Annotated in this window: 12 protein-coding genes; 8 read left to right on the forward strand and 4 right to left on the reverse strand. The window is 72.1% G+C overall.

Features of this window, described 5'->3' with window-relative positions; translation table 11 throughout:
• Window position 1 precedes the first annotated feature (1 nt).
• From ACSQ2D_RS19620 to ACSQ2D_RS19635, 4 genes are all read left to right on the forward strand, one after another.
• Window positions 2-817, forward strand: coding sequence for an ATP-binding cassette domain-containing protein (locus ACSQ2D_RS19620; protein WP_435987588.1), 816 nt, complete (start codon window positions 2-4; stop codon window positions 815-817).
• Window positions 818-830: 13 nt separating this feature from the next.
• The gene (locus ACSQ2D_RS19625) at window positions 831-1,244 is read left to right on the forward strand and encodes a universal stress protein (protein WP_435987589.1); all 414 of its coding nucleotides are present in this window, start codon (window positions 831-833) and stop codon (window positions 1,242-1,244) included.
• Between the two features lie 66 nt (window positions 1,245-1,310).
• Complete coding sequence (locus tag ACSQ2D_RS19630; protein ID WP_435987590.1) at window positions 1,311-2,051, forward strand: GntR family transcriptional regulator; 741 nt, start codon at window positions 1,311-1,313, stop codon at window positions 2,049-2,051.
• Between the two features lie 45 nt (window positions 2,052-2,096).
• Window positions 2,097-3,119: a Gfo/Idh/MocA family protein gene (locus ACSQ2D_RS19635; protein ID WP_435987591.1), complete on the forward strand. Its 1,023-nt coding sequence runs from the start codon at window positions 2,097-2,099 to the stop codon at window positions 3,117-3,119.
• Between the two features lie 30 nt (window positions 3,120-3,149).
• Here ACSQ2D_RS19635 and serS read toward each other — a convergent pair whose 3' ends face one another.
• Both serS and ACSQ2D_RS19645 read right to left on the reverse strand, forming a co-directional pair.
• Entirely contained in the window at window positions 3,150-4,475 is a 1,326-nt protein-coding gene (serS, locus tag ACSQ2D_RS19640) for a serine--tRNA ligase (RefSeq protein ID WP_435987592.1), read from the reverse strand.
• A 247-nt stretch (window positions 4,476-4,722) separates the two neighbouring features.
• Window positions 4,723-5,274, reverse strand: coding sequence for a hypothetical protein (locus ACSQ2D_RS19645; RefSeq protein ID WP_435987593.1), 552 nt, complete (start codon window positions 5,272-5,274; stop codon window positions 4,723-4,725).
• 66 nt (window positions 5,275-5,340) lie between these two features.
• Here ACSQ2D_RS19645 and ACSQ2D_RS19650 point away from each other — a divergent pair, with 66 nt between their 5' ends.
• Window positions 5,341-6,927, forward strand: a complete 1,587-nt coding sequence (locus tag ACSQ2D_RS19650; protein ID WP_435987594.1) for a catalase — start codon at window positions 5,341-5,343, stop codon at window positions 6,925-6,927.
• An 85-nt stretch (window positions 6,928-7,012) separates the two neighbouring features.
• Here the strand turns inward: ACSQ2D_RS19650 and ACSQ2D_RS19655 are convergent, their stop codons facing one another.
• Window positions 7,013-7,861, reverse strand: coding sequence for an ABC transporter permease (locus ACSQ2D_RS19655; protein WP_435987595.1), 849 nt, complete (start codon window positions 7,859-7,861; stop codon window positions 7,013-7,015).
• Complete coding sequence (locus ACSQ2D_RS19660) at window positions 7,858-8,757, reverse strand: ABC transporter ATP-binding protein (RefSeq protein WP_435987596.1); 900 nt, start codon at window positions 8,755-8,757, stop codon at window positions 7,858-7,860. The genes ACSQ2D_RS19655 and ACSQ2D_RS19660 overlap by 4 nt, the downstream gene beginning before the upstream one ends.
• 186 nt (window positions 8,758-8,943) lie before the next feature.
• Between ACSQ2D_RS19660 and ACSQ2D_RS19665 the strand changes: the two genes are divergently transcribed.
• From ACSQ2D_RS19665 to ACSQ2D_RS19675, 3 genes are all read left to right on the forward strand, one after another.
• Window positions 8,944-10,179, forward strand: coding sequence for a sensor histidine kinase (locus ACSQ2D_RS19665; protein ID WP_435987597.1), 1,236 nt, complete (start codon window positions 8,944-8,946; stop codon window positions 10,177-10,179).
• Window positions 10,176-10,886, forward strand: a complete 711-nt coding sequence (locus tag ACSQ2D_RS19670; protein ID WP_435987598.1) for a response regulator — start codon at window positions 10,176-10,178, stop codon at window positions 10,884-10,886. The genes ACSQ2D_RS19665 and ACSQ2D_RS19670 overlap by 4 nt, the downstream gene beginning before the upstream one ends.
• A 299-nt stretch (window positions 10,887-11,185) precedes the next feature.
• The gene (locus ACSQ2D_RS19675) at window positions 11,186-12,844 is read left to right on the forward strand and encodes an ABC-F family ATP-binding cassette domain-containing protein (RefSeq protein WP_435987599.1); all 1,659 of its coding nucleotides are present in this window, start codon (window positions 11,186-11,188) and stop codon (window positions 12,842-12,844) included.
• Window positions 12,845-12,853 lie beyond the last annotated feature (9 nt).

Consider the following 12,853-nt stretch of genomic DNA (forward strand, 5'->3'; position numbering starts at 1 on the left):
CATGACTGACACCCTGTCCGAGCACGCAGACCCGGGGCTCCACTCCGGCGAGCCGCTCATCGAGATGAAGGACGTCGGCAAGACGTACGGCGCCATCCGCGCCCTCAAGGGCATCAACCTCACGGTGCGCGCCGGAGAGGTGACCTGCGTCCTCGGCGACAACGGCGCCGGCAAGTCGACCCTGATCAAGATCATGGCCGGCCTGCACCCGCACAACGAGGGCACGATGAAGGTCGACGGCAAGGAGGTCAGCTTCTCCTCGCCGCGCGAGTCCCTCGACCACGGCATCGCGACCGTCTACCAGGACCTCGCCGTCGTCTCGCTCATGGAGGTGTGGCGCAACTTCTTCCTCGGCTCCGAGCTGACGAGCGGCAGGGGCCCGTTCGCCACCCTCCGGATCGCCGACATGAAGCGGATCGCCGACGAGGAGCTGCGCAAGATGGGCGTCGTCGTCAAGGACATCAACCAGCCGATCGGCACCCTCTCGGGTGGCCAGCGCCAGTGCGTCGCGATCGCCCGGGCCGTCTACTTCGGCGCCCGCGTGCTCATCCTCGACGAGCCGACCGCCGCCCTCGGCGTCAAGCAGTCCGGCGTCGTGCTCAAGTACACGGCTGCGGCCCGCGACGCCGGCCTCGGCGTCGTCTTCATCACCCACAACCCGCACCACGCGTACCTCGTCGGCAACCACTTCGTCATCCTCAAGCTCGGCCAGGCCGTGCTCGACAAGAAGCGCGCCGACGTCGGTCTCGACGAGCTCACCCGCCAGATGGCCGGCGGCGACGAGCTGACCGAGCTCTCGCACGAGCTGCAGAAGTGAGGGGGGTGGCGTCATGAGCGTCGCCGTCGCCCACCACACCCGCAGCTCGAGCGCGCTCGCGCTGCAGGAGGGAGCCCGCCAGGCGGCATACCGCGGGACCCACCTCCTCGTCGTCCACGTCGTCGAGTCGCTCGACAACGACATCGCCGAGGCCAACAAGGCCGGCATCTCCGACGCCGTCGAGAACGCCCTCGAGGCCGCGTGCCTGCCCGACCTCCAGTGGGACGTGCGTCTCGTCCCCGGTGGTCAGGACATCGCGGACGTCTCGGAGGCGATCCTCGCGACCGTGCGCGAGCTCGGTCCGGACCTGCTCGTCATCGGGGCCCGGCGCCGCTCGCCGATGGGCAAGGCCTTCCTCGGCAGCGTGGCGCAGAACCTCATCCTCGACTCGGACGTGCCCGTCCTCGTCGTCAAGAGCCCGAGGTGATGACACGAGGGTGTGCTGACATGAACACATCCCGGCAGGCCCGTTCCGTCTCGCTAGTCTGCGGCCATGCCCAAGCCCGTTGACGTCCGCATCGACCGTGAGACGCCGGTCCCGCTCTACCACCAGCTGGCCGAGCAGCTGAGCGCGGCGATCGCGAACGGCGACCTCCAGCCGGGTGACCCGTTCGAGAACGAGGTCGCGATGGCCGACCGGCTCGGCCTCTCCCGGCCGACGGTGCGGCGCGCGATCCAGGAGCTCGTCGGGCAGGGCCTGCTGCTCCGGCGGCGCGGACTCGGCACGACGGTCGCGGGCCGCCAGATCCACCGGCGGGCCGAGCTGACGAGCCTCTACGACGACCTGCGGCGCGAGGGCTCGGGGGACCCTCGCACCGAGGTGCTGACGCACGAGGTGACGACCGACGAGGTCGCGGCGACGGCGATGGGCCTCCCGGCCGACACGCCGTTGCTGCGCCTCGTCCGGCTCCGTCTCGACGGCGACCGGCCGCTCGCGATCCTGCGCAACTGGCTGCCGCCGGCCTACTCCGACATCAGCTGCGAGGACCTCGAGCACGACGGCCTCTACGCCCTCCTCCGCGCGCGGGGCGGCAAGCCCGTCGTCGCCCACCAGCGCATCGGCGCCCGGCAGCCGTCGGCGAGCGAGCGCAAGCACCTGAACCTCACGCCGTCCCAGCCGGTCCTCACGATGTCGCGCACCGCGTTCGACGCGGTCGGCGGCCCGGTCGAGTACGGCGACCACTGCTACCGCGCCCAGGACTACTCGATCGAGGTCATGCTCGACGAGCGCTGACCGCGCCGGTCCCGTCACGGCGCCCGACCCCCGAGAAGGTATGCCGTGTCGTCCCTTTCGCTGCCCGACGCCCTCCCGGCCCCGCGCCGACCGTCCCCCGACAGGGTGCCGAGCCTGCGCTGGGGCGTGCTCGGCACCGGGTGGATCGCTGAGCGCTTCGTCGCGTCGCTCCGGGCCTCCACGACCCAGCAGGTCGTGGCCGTCGGGTCGCGGACGAACGCCTCGGCGGAGGCGTTCGCCCGGGGCGTGGGTGGGCTGCGGGCGCACGGGAGCCCCGAGGCCCTCGTCGCCGATCCTGGCGTCGACGTCGTCTACGTCGCGACGCCGCACCACGTGCACCTGACCCATGCTCTCCTGGGCGTCGGCGCGGGGAAGCACGTGCTCGTCGAGAAGCCGATGGGTCTGGATACCGTTGAGGCACAGTCGATCTCGGACGCCGCAGCCACGGCCGGGGTCTTCTGCATGGAGGCCATGTGGACGCTCTTCCTGCCGCGCTTCGACGTCGTGCGGCAGGTGCTCGAGACCGGAATGCTCGGGGACGTGCGCACCGTGCTCGCCGACCACGGCGAGCACTTCGACCCGCCGCACCGCATCCTGGACCCGGCCATGGCGGGCGGGTCGCTCCTCGACCTCGGCACCTACGTCACGACACTCGCGACGTGGGTCCTCGGGCCGGCCACGCGGGTCCTGGCATCCGGTGAGATGACGGCGTCCGGCGTCAACGGCCAGGCCGCGGTGCTCCTGACCCATGCCGACGACGCGACGAGCGTGCTGCACTCGACGCTGCTCACGCGTACGCCCACGTCAGCGACGATCGCCGGCACGGAGGCCACGCTGACGCTGCCCGGGCCGTTCTTCATGCCCGGCGACGTCGTCGTCACGTCGGCCGACGGGTCACGGACGGTGACGTGGACCGACCCCGAGCCGATCGGCCACGGCGCGCTCTTCCACTCCGCGCTCGAGGCCGCCCGCTGCATCGGCGAGGGCCTGCTCGAGTCTCCCCTGCACGACACCGAGTCGGTCCGAGCCAACATGGAGACGCTCGACAAGGTCACGGGCCAGCTCTGACATCGTCCCGCCGACCGGCAGGTGCAGGCCTCAGGACAGCGGCTTGAGCACGTCCATGCCGAGGAAGGGGCGCAGGGCCTCGGGCACGCGGACCGAGCCGTCGGCCTGCTGGTGGTTCTCGAGGATCGCGACGAGCCAGCGCGTCGTGCCGAGCGTGCCGTTGAGCGTGGCGACGGCGCGGGTGCCCGAGCCGTTCGGGTCGCGCTCACGCGTGTTGAGCCGGCGCGCCTGGTAGGTCGTGCAGTTCGACGTCGACGTCAGCTCGCGGTACTTGCCCTGCGTCGGCACCCACGCCTCGCAGTCGAACTTGCGGGCCGCGGGTCCACCGAGGTCGCCGGCCGCGGTGTCGATGATGCGGTAGGGCACCTCGATCTTGGCAAGCATCTCGCGCTCCCAGCCGAGCAGCCGCTGGTGCTCGGCCTCGGCGTCCTCGGGACGGCAGTAGCTGAACATCTCGACCTTGTGGAACTGGTGCACGCGGATGATGCCGCGGGTGTCCTTGCCGTGCGACCCGGCCTCGCGGCGGTAGCAGGCCGACCACCCGGCATACCTCTTGGGACCGTCCGACAGGTCGATGATCTCGTCGGCGTGGAAGCCGGCGAGCGCCACCTCGGAGGTACCGGTGAGGTAGAGCTCGTCGTCCTTGAGCTTGTAGACCTCTTCGTCGTGGGCGTCGATGAAGCCGGCACCGGCCATGATCTCGGTGCGCGCCATCGTCGGCGTGATCATCGGCGTGAAGCCGGAGGCCGTGGCCTGGGCGATCGCCATGTTGAGCAGCGCCAGCTCGAGCAGGGCTCCGACGCCGGTGAGGTAGTAGAAGCGCGCGCCGGCGACCTTGGCGCCGCGCTCCATGTCGATGGCGCCGAGATTCTCGCCGAGCGCGAGGTGGTCGAGCGGCTCGAAGCCCTCGGCCGCGAAGTCGCGCGGCGTGCCGACGGTCTCGAGCAGGACGTAGTCGTCCTCGCCGCCGACGGGGACGCCGTCGATGATGACGTTGCCGACGCGGCGCAGCAGCGTGTCGAGCTCGGCGTCGGCCTCGTCGGCCGTCGACTCGAGGGCCTTGACCTGCTCGCTCAGCTTGGCGGCGTGCGTGCGGGCCTCGTGCGCCACCTTCTCGAGGTGCGCGGCGTCGTCGGCGCCCGACTTCTTCGCCTTCTGGAAGGCGCCCATCGCGGCACCGACCGACTTGCTGACGGTCTTCTGCTCGGCGCGCAGCGCCTCGTACTCGCCGAGGGACGACCGGCGGCGCTCGTCGGCAGCGAGGATCGCGTCCACGATCCCCGGGTCCTCTCCACGGGCCTGTTGCGAGGCGCGGACCCGGTCGGGTTCGTCGCGCACGAGCTTGATGTCGATCACGCGGGCCAGCCTATCCACGCCCGCCGGTCCCCCACGACCGAGATCCGCCCCGCCCCCCCCACGTCGAGTGGCCCCGCCGTCACACCAACCCCAGCGCTCGAGTGGCCCCGCCGTCACACCCGTCACGCGACGAGTGTGGTTGCGGGGCCACTCGACGGGGAGATCGGGTGGCCTCGTGGGGTCACGGGGCCACTCGACGGGGGAAGGGCTCGGCGGGTGGGGGCCGTGGGACGGCGGGGCCACTCGACTATTCGGGGCGGATGAGGGCGTATGCCGTGACGGCGTCGGCGGGGAGGCCGCGGACGTCGATCTGAACCCGTCCGACCGGCAGCCCGAGGTGCACGGTCCGCTGGACCGCGCCGTCGCAGACGAACGGCCGCGAGTAGAGCGGCTCACCGTGCCCCCACGTGCCGGGCGCGGCGTCGTAGACGGCGTAGCTCGACCCCTCCGTCGCCCGACCGGCCGCACAGGCCACCTCGACCGTGTAGGTGCGGCCCTCGGCGACGGGCACACCGGGCACGTTGCGGAAGGCCTTGGCCGAGCCCTGCTTCGTCACGACGACCCGTGCCACCTCACCGGCCGCCGGCGGCGGGACCGTCACGACGGGCGGCGGCCCGGGGTCGATCCGGGTCAGCGAGACCTCGGGGGTCGCGCTGCCCGCGGACACGCCGCCCGTCGGCGACACGCCCAGCGTCCCGCCCGCCGTGCACCCCGCCGAGCCGAGCACCGAGAGGACCGCGAGCCCCACCGACACGGCGAGCAGCGCCGGCCGGGCCTCGACGACACGGCGCAGCCTCATGTCCTGACTCTAGGACCGCTCGTGCCGACTGGGTATGGCCCCTGTACAGACGTCGAAGGAGCAGACATGAGTGAGAGCACGAAGTCCCGCGAGTCCATCGAGACGGCACCGAGCGAGGAGGCGCGACTCGGGTCGCACACCGAGACCGGGGCACCCGCGCCGAGTGACCGCAACTCGCTCACGGTCGGTCCGGACGGCCCGATCCTGCTGCACGACCACCACTTCCTCAACCAGATGGCGCACTTCAACCGCGAGCGCATCCCGGAGCGCAACGTCCACGCCAAGGGCTCCGGCGCCTTCGGCACGTTCGAGACGACCGAGGACGTGTCGGCCTACACGAAGGCCGCCCTCTTCCAGCAGGGCGTCACGACAGAGATGCTCGCGCGCTTCTCCACCGTCGCCGGTGAGCAGGGCAGCCCGGACACGTGGCGTGACCCCCGCGGCTTCGCGCTGAAGTTCTACACGACCGAGGGCAACTACGACCTCGTCGGCAACAACACCCCGGTCTTCTTCGTCCGCGACACGATGAAGTTCCCGCACTTCATCCGCAGCCAGAAGCGCCGCGGCGGCTCGGGCCTGCGCGACAACCACATGCAGTGGGACTTCTGGAGCCTCAACCCCGAGTCGGCCCACCAGGTCACCTACCTCATGGGCGACCGCGGCATCCCGAAGACGTTCCGCCACATGAACGGCTACGGCAGCCACACCTTCCTCTGGATCAACGCGGCCGGCGAGAAGCACTGGGTCAAGTACCACTTCCACAGCAACCAGGGCGTCGAGGGTCTGACGGGCGCCGAGGCCGAGCGCATCGCCGGCCAGGACGCCGACCACCACCGCCGCGACCTCCACGACGCCATCGAGGCGGGGGACTTCCCGAGCTGGACGCTGTCGATCCAGGCGATGCCCTACGAGGACGCGAAGACCTACCACCTCAACCCGTTCGACCTGACGAAGGTGTGGCCGCACAGCGACTACCCGCTCATCAAGGTCGGCACGATGACCCTGAACCGCAACCCGGACAACTTCTTCGCCCAGATCGAGCAGGCGGCCTTCGAGCCGTCGGCGGTCGTGCCGGGCATCGGCTTCTCGCCCGACAAGATGCTGCTCGGCCGCGTCTTCGCCTACAGCGACACCCACCGCTACCGCATCGGCCCGAACTACCTCCAGCTGCCGGTCAACCGGCCCCGCGTCGAGGGCCTCAACACCTACACGCAGGACGGCCCGATGGCCTACGACCACCGCGGCGACCAGCCCGTCTACGCCCCCAACAGCGAGGGACGCGGCTACGCCGACACCGTCGGTGAGGTCGAGGAGGGCTGGGAGACCGACGGCGCGATGGTGCGCCAGGCCTACACGCTGCGCGAGGACGACGACGACTTCAGCCAGGCGGGCCTGCTCGTCCGCGAGGTCTGGGACGACGCGCAGCGCCAGATGTTCACCGAGACGGTCGCCGGCCACCTGCTCGGCGGCGTGAAGTCGCCGGTGCTCGAGCGCGCCTTCGACTACTGGAAGAGCGTCGACGCCGAGACCGGCAAGCAGATCGAGGAGCTCGTCCGGGCCGGCCTGGGCGCCGAGAACCCGGGCGGTGACGCCGACGACGCCAAGGTCGTCAACGACCCGATCGTCGAGACGGAGACGAACGCCGCCCACTGAGAAGGCTTTTCGCCCCAGCAACAAGCAGAGGTATGCCGTGTGCCCCCGTCAGGCACACGGCATACCTCTTGTTCGTGGTGAGGTGCTACTTCACCTCGGCGCGGGTCAGGCGCCAGATGCCGACGGCGAGCGGCGCGACGACCCACAGGGCGACCGAGGCGCCGAGCTGGGCCCACTGCTCACCGGTCAGCGAGCCACCGAAGAGCGGCTGCATCGTCTGGTTCATGTCGAGCCACGCGGCGGCGTCCTGGAGCCAGGACACCATCGAGCCGAGGATCGACCACGCGGTCGGCAGGACGAAGAAGACGACGACCGCGGCCGGCGTGTTCTTGAAGAGCATGCCGAAGCCGACGCCCTGGGCGATGCCGAGCAGCACGTAGCCGCCGGCGCCGAGGAGCACGAGGGCGTCCGTCGACCAGTCGCCGGTGATGCCGCGGAAGGTGATCGCGGCCTGGTGCGCGAGGGCGGCGAGGACGAGGGCCAGCGCGAAGGCGCAGACGCCGACGAGGAGCGCCGACAGGAGCTTGGCCCAGGCGACGCGGATGCGGCGCGGCTCGAGACCGAAGGTGACGAGGCCGGTGCGCTGGCTCCACTCGGCCGTGACGGCGAGGATGCCGACGACCGGGAGGATGAGCGCCATCGGCATCGTCGTGGCCTGGAGGTACTCGCCGAAGGCGTGCTGGCCGCCCTCGTTGAAGAACATGATCGTCAGGGCGATGGCGATGATCGCCCCGATGCCGATGAGGAGCCAGCGGCCGGCCCGGGTGTCGAGCATCTTGCGCAGCTCGACGTGGATGAGGCGGCCGAAGGGCACCCCGGTCGTGGGCCGCGGGCCGTCGATGCGGCTCGGCACCTTGGCGTGCGTCGGCAGGGCCGACTCGGCGTTCTTGGAGACGGGCGCCCCGGTGGGCACCGTCGTGGTCGTGGCGGTCATGCCGCCACCTCCTCTCGGGCAGCGTCGGCCGTGAGGTCGAGGAACATCTCCTCGAGACCCCGGCTGTCGGCGCCGCGCAGCTCGGTCAGGACGATCTGGTGGGCGACGGCGACGCGGCCGACGGCGATCGGCTCGGCCTCGACCTGAAGGCCACCCGTCGGGGTGCGCTGGGCGACGATCGAGGCCTCGGCGAGCGCCGCCATGAGGGCGTCGTCGTCGGTGGAGCGGGTGTAGGTGCCGGCCCCGGCGAGGAGCTCGTCCTTGGTGCCCTGCGCGACGATCTTGCCGTGGCCGATGACGATGATCTCGTCGGCGACGCGCTCGATCTCGTTGAGCAGGTGCGAGCTGAGCAGGACGGTGCCCCCCTCGTTGGCGTAGCCGCGAAGGAGGTCACGCATCCAGCGGATGCCGGCGGGGTCGAGCCCGTTGGCCGGCTCGTCGAGGATGAGCACCTCGGGGTCACCGAGCAGCGCGTGGGCGATACCGAGGCGCTGGCGCATGCCGAGGGAGTAGTTGCGGACCCGCCGGTTCGCCTCCTTCTCGGTGAGGCCGACGAGCTCGACCATCTCGTCGACGCGGTGCTTGCCGACGCCCATCAGGATCGCGCCGAGGGTCAGCACCTCGCGGCCGGTGCGGCCGGCGTGCTGGGCGGACGCGTCGAGCAGGAGGCCGACGTGGCGGCCCGGGTTCGGCAGGGCGGCATACGGCTTGCCGAGCACCGTCGTCCGGCCCGACGTGGCGGGGGTGAGGCCGGCCATGACGCGCATCGCGGTCGTCTTGCCGGCACCGTTCGGCCCGAGGAAGCCGGTGACGAGGCCCGGCTTGACCTCGAACGAGACGTCGTCGACGGCCGTGAACGGGCCGTAGCGCTTGGTGAGTCGTTCCACTGTGATCATGGGCTCCACCCTCCCGGGTCAGGAGGGGCCCGCACATCCGTCACAAGCCTGATTCCGACCCCTACCTAGGTCGTAGCCGACCCTGACCGGAGTCAGGGTCCGTGCTCAGGGTCGGGGGTCCGGGGGCCGTCGGGACGAGACCTTGGTCGGATGCCGTGACGCCGGGTCCCCGCCTACGCTGGCCGGGTGCCGCTGCCCCGGATCGCCCGCACCCGACGCGGCCACGTGTGGGGCGAGACGTGGCGGCTCGGGATCGCCTTCCTCTTCGGGCTCGCGATCTGGGGCGCCGTGCAGGCGCAGCTCGACTACCGCCACGTCGAGCCGACGTTCGGCAAGGACTGGCTCCTCGTCGACGTCGCGATCGGGCTCGGCGCGACGGCGTTGCTGCTGTGGCGCCGCCGCTGGCCGCTCGCCGTCGCCGTCGCGACGGCTGCCCTCTCCGGGATCTCCTCCGTCGCCGTCGGCCCGTCGGTCGTGGCCCTCGTGTCCCTCTCGACGCGGCGGCGGTGGCGCGAGATCGCCGTCGTCCTCGTGCCGTGGATGGTGGCCGGGTGGGGCCACTCGATGATCTACCCGACCGAGGACGAGGTCGTCACGCTGCCGAACGTCATCATCGGGCTGCTCAGCTATGCCGTCAGCGTCGCCATCGGCTGGGCCGTCGGCGAGCGCCGGGCGTTCGTCGCCTCGCTCCACGAGCGGGCCCTGACGGCCGAGCGCGAGCAGGCGATGCGCGTCGTCCAGGCGCAGGTGGCCGAGCGGGCCCGCATCGCGCGCGAGATGCACGACGTCCTCGCACACCGGATCTCCCTGGTGGCCATGCACTCCGGTGCCCTCGCCTACCGCACCGACCTCACGCCCGAGCAGGTCTCCGAGACGGCGGAGGTCGTCCGCGAGAGCGCCAACCAGGCCCTGACCGAGCTACGGGCCGTGCTCGGGGTGCTGCGCGACGTGCCGGGCTCCGGCGCCCCCGCCGACGGCTCGCCCCAGCCGCCGCAGCCGACGCTCGCCGACCTCGACGCGCTCGTCGCCGAGGCCCGGTCGGGCGGCACGACGGTCCGGCTCGACCGGTCGGGCGACCTCGAGGACGTGCCCGAGCAGGTGTCGCGGGGCGCCTACCGGATCGTGCAGGAGGGCCTGACGAACGCTCGCAAGCACGCCCCGGGCGCAGCCGTCCGGGTCACGGTTTCGACGGCCCCCGAGGGGGGACTCGACGACGAGGCGGTGCGGGTGACGGTGCGCAACACGATCCCGCGCGGGCGCACCGACTCGGCTGACGGCATACGCCCGGACGTCACGGTCGGATCCGGGCTGGGACTGCTCGGGCTCACGGAGCGCGCCGTCCTCGCCGGGGGCGAGCTGACCTACGGCCCCGACCGGGCCGGCGACTTCGTCCTCGCCGCCCGGCTACCGTGGTCGCGATGAGCGGGGACCAGGGGCGTACGCGTGTCGTGATCGTCGACGACGACGCCCTCGTGCGCGCCGGGCTGAGGATGATCCTCGGCGGCGCGCCGGACCTCGACGTCGTCGCGGAGGCGGGTGACGGGATCGACGGCGAGCGGGCCGTCGACGAGCACCGGCCCGACGTCGTCCTCATGGACATCCGGATGCCGCGCCGCGACGGGCTCGAGACGACGAGATCGCTGCTGTCCGAGGGGGCCCGGGCCGTCCGGGGTGCGCGCGGTGACGACCTCAAGGTCATCGTCCTGACGACGTTCGACGCCGACGACATGGTCGTGCAGGCGCTGCGGGCCGGCGCGCACGGCTTCCTCCTCAAAGACACCGAGCCGCGGCGTCTCGTCGAGGCGGTGCGCCTCGTCGCCGCCGGGGAGCCGATCCTGTCGCCGAGCGTCACGGCCACGCTCATGGCCCACGTCGCGACGGGCGGAGGTGGCTCCGACGCGGGCGACCGCCGCCGCGCGGACGCCGAGGCCCGCCTGGAGACCCTCACCGACCGCGAACGCGAGGTGGCCCTCGCCATCGGCCGCGGTCTGTCGAACGCCGACATCTCCCGCGAGCTCTACCTCTCGGTGCCGACCGTCAAGGCCCACGTGTCGCGCGTCCTCGACAAACTCGGGGCCGACAACCGGGTCCAGATCGCCATCGTCGTCCACGACGCCGCCCTCGCCTGAGCCGCGCCACCACCACTCCGCCCGGGCGGACTTGTGTCGCGAGTCCACGCCCCGCGGACCGCGACAACTCCGCCGGGGCGGACCAGTCGCGCGCAGGGCGCCCGTCGGACCGCCGCGACTCCGCCGGGGCGGGGTTCGGGTGGCCCGAGAGCGGCGGAAAAGCGCTGGACGCGGGCTTCGGTCGCCGCATACCTTCTCTCCCGTGTGGATCTCCTGATGCCTCGAGCCCGCCCGCCGCTGACCGGTCGACGACCGACTGACGTCACCCGCGGGGCCCTGCCGACCATCCAGGACCTCTCATGTCTACGACCCTCACCATCTCCGGACTCGACGTCGCCTTCGGGGCGCGCACCCTCTTCTCCGGTCTCGACCTGACCCTCGCCGACGGCGACGTGCTCGCCGTCGTCGGCCCCAACGGGTCGGGCAAGTCGACGCTCATGCGCACCGTCGTCGGCGAGCTGCCCGTCGAGGCCGGCACGATCCGCCTCGCCCCGCGCGACGCGACGGTCGGCTGGCTCCCGCAGGTCGTCCCCGACCCGTCGGAGACCCTCCTGACGTATGCGCGTCGCCGCACCGGCGTCACGGCCGCCGACATCGAGCTCGAGACCGCGTCCGCCGCGATCGCCGCGGGTGACGACGGCAGCGAGGACCGCTATGCAGCGGCGCTCGAGCGCTGGCTGGCGCTCGGGGCCGCCGACCTCGACGAGCGGCTGCCCGAGGTGGCCGCGCGCGTGGGGCTCGACGTCGCGTCGGACCGCCCGCTCGGCACGCTGTCCGGCGGGCAGGCAGCCCGCGCCTGCCTCGTCGCCGTGCTGCTCAGCCAGTACGACGTGCTGCTCCTCGACGAGCCGACGAACGACCTCGACGCCCGCGGGCTCACCCTCATGGCCGACTTCGTCGCCGCGCACGAGGGTCCGATCCTCGTCGCCAGCCACGACCGCACCTTCCTCGACGCGGTGGCCACGGGCGTCGTCGAGCTCGACGTCAAGCAGCAGCGCATCGGCCACTACTCCGGCGGCTGGAGCAGCTTCGTCGCGCAGCGCGAGCTCGCCCGCGCCCACGCGTGGGAGGCGTACGAGGGGTATGCCGCCGAGCGGGACTCGCTGCTCGCGCAGTCCCGGCAGCGGCACGACTGGGCCGACCGGGGACGACGCAACGTCGCGCTCGGCAAGGAGCCCGACAAGCACATCCGCGAGAAGCACAAGGCCCGGGCCGACCGGCAGGCGGCGAAGGGCGGCCGGCTCGAACGGGCCGCCGACCGCCTCGACGCGGTGGAGCAGCCGCGCAAGGAGTGGCAGCTGCGCTACGCCATCACCGAGGGCCGGCCCTCCGCCGACGTCGTGGCCACCCTGTCCGACGCGGTCGTCGAGCGGCACGGCTTCCGGCTCGGCCCGGTGAGCCTCGTCGTCGGCCGCGGCGACCGCATCGCGCTCGTCGGCGACAACGGCTCGGGCAAGACGACGCTCCTCGGCGCCCTGCTCGGTGACCTCCCGCTCGCGTCCGGCCGCCAGAGCCTCGGGACGCGCGTGGCCGTCGGCGTCATCGACCAGCGCCGAACGCTGCTCGACGACGACGCGTCGGTGCTCGACGTCGTGCGACGCGAGCTCGGGACCCACCCGAGGTCGGGGAGCGAGTGGCCGATCGCCGAGGTGCGGACCCTCCTCGCGAAGTTCGGGCTCGGGTCCGAGCACGTGTCACGTCCGGCGCGGAGCCTGTCGATGGGCGAGCGGACGCGGGCGCTCATGGCCCTCTTCCAGGGCCGCGAGGTCAACGTCCTCGTGCTCGACGAGCCGACGAACCACCTCGACGTCGACGCGATCGAGCAGCTCGAGGCCGCTGTGGCGGCCTTCGGGGGGACGGTGCTCGTCGTCAGCCACGACGAGAGCCTGCTCGACGGCATACGCCTGACCCACCGCTGGGTCGTGAAGCGAGGGCGGGTCCGGGTGGAGGCCCTCTGAGCGCGCCGG

The organism is Terrabacter sp. LjRoot27 (genome assembly GCF_964254175.1).
In the GTDB taxonomy this organism is placed as follows: Bacteria; Actinomycetota; Actinomycetes; order Actinomycetales; family Dermatophilaceae; genus Terrabacter.

Excerpts from the sequence above, each read along its gene's own strand:
- ACSQ2D_RS19620 (WP_435987588.1), top strand. The coding sequence starts at position 2 with ATGACTGACACCCTGTCCGAGCACGCAGACCCGGGGCTCCACTCCGGC.
- ACSQ2D_RS19625 (WP_435987589.1), top strand. The coding sequence starts at position 831 with ATGAGCGTCGCCGTCGCCCACCACACCCGCAGCTCGAGCGCGCTCGCG.
- ACSQ2D_RS19630 (WP_435987590.1), top strand. The coding sequence starts at position 1,311 with ATGCCCAAGCCCGTTGACGTCCGCATCGACCGTGAGACGCCGGTCCCG.
- ACSQ2D_RS19645 (WP_435987593.1), bottom strand. The coding sequence starts at position 5,274 with ATGAGGCTGCGCCGTGTCGTCGAGGCCCGGCCGGCGCTGCTCGCCGTG.
- ACSQ2D_RS19650 (WP_435987594.1), top strand. The coding sequence starts at position 5,341 with ATGAGTGAGAGCACGAAGTCCCGCGAGTCCATCGAGACGGCACCGAGC.
- ACSQ2D_RS19655 (WP_435987595.1), bottom strand. The coding sequence starts at position 7,861 with ATGACCGCCACGACCACGACGGTGCCCACCGGGGCGCCCGTCTCCAAG.
- ACSQ2D_RS19660 (WP_435987596.1), bottom strand. The coding sequence starts at position 8,757 with ATGATCACAGTGGAACGACTCACCAAGCGCTACGGCCCGTTCACGGCC.
- ACSQ2D_RS19670 (WP_435987598.1), top strand. The coding sequence starts at position 10,176 with ATGAGCGGGGACCAGGGGCGTACGCGTGTCGTGATCGTCGACGACGAC.
- ACSQ2D_RS19675 (WP_435987599.1), top strand. The coding sequence starts at position 11,186 with ATGTCTACGACCCTCACCATCTCCGGACTCGACGTCGCCTTCGGGGCG.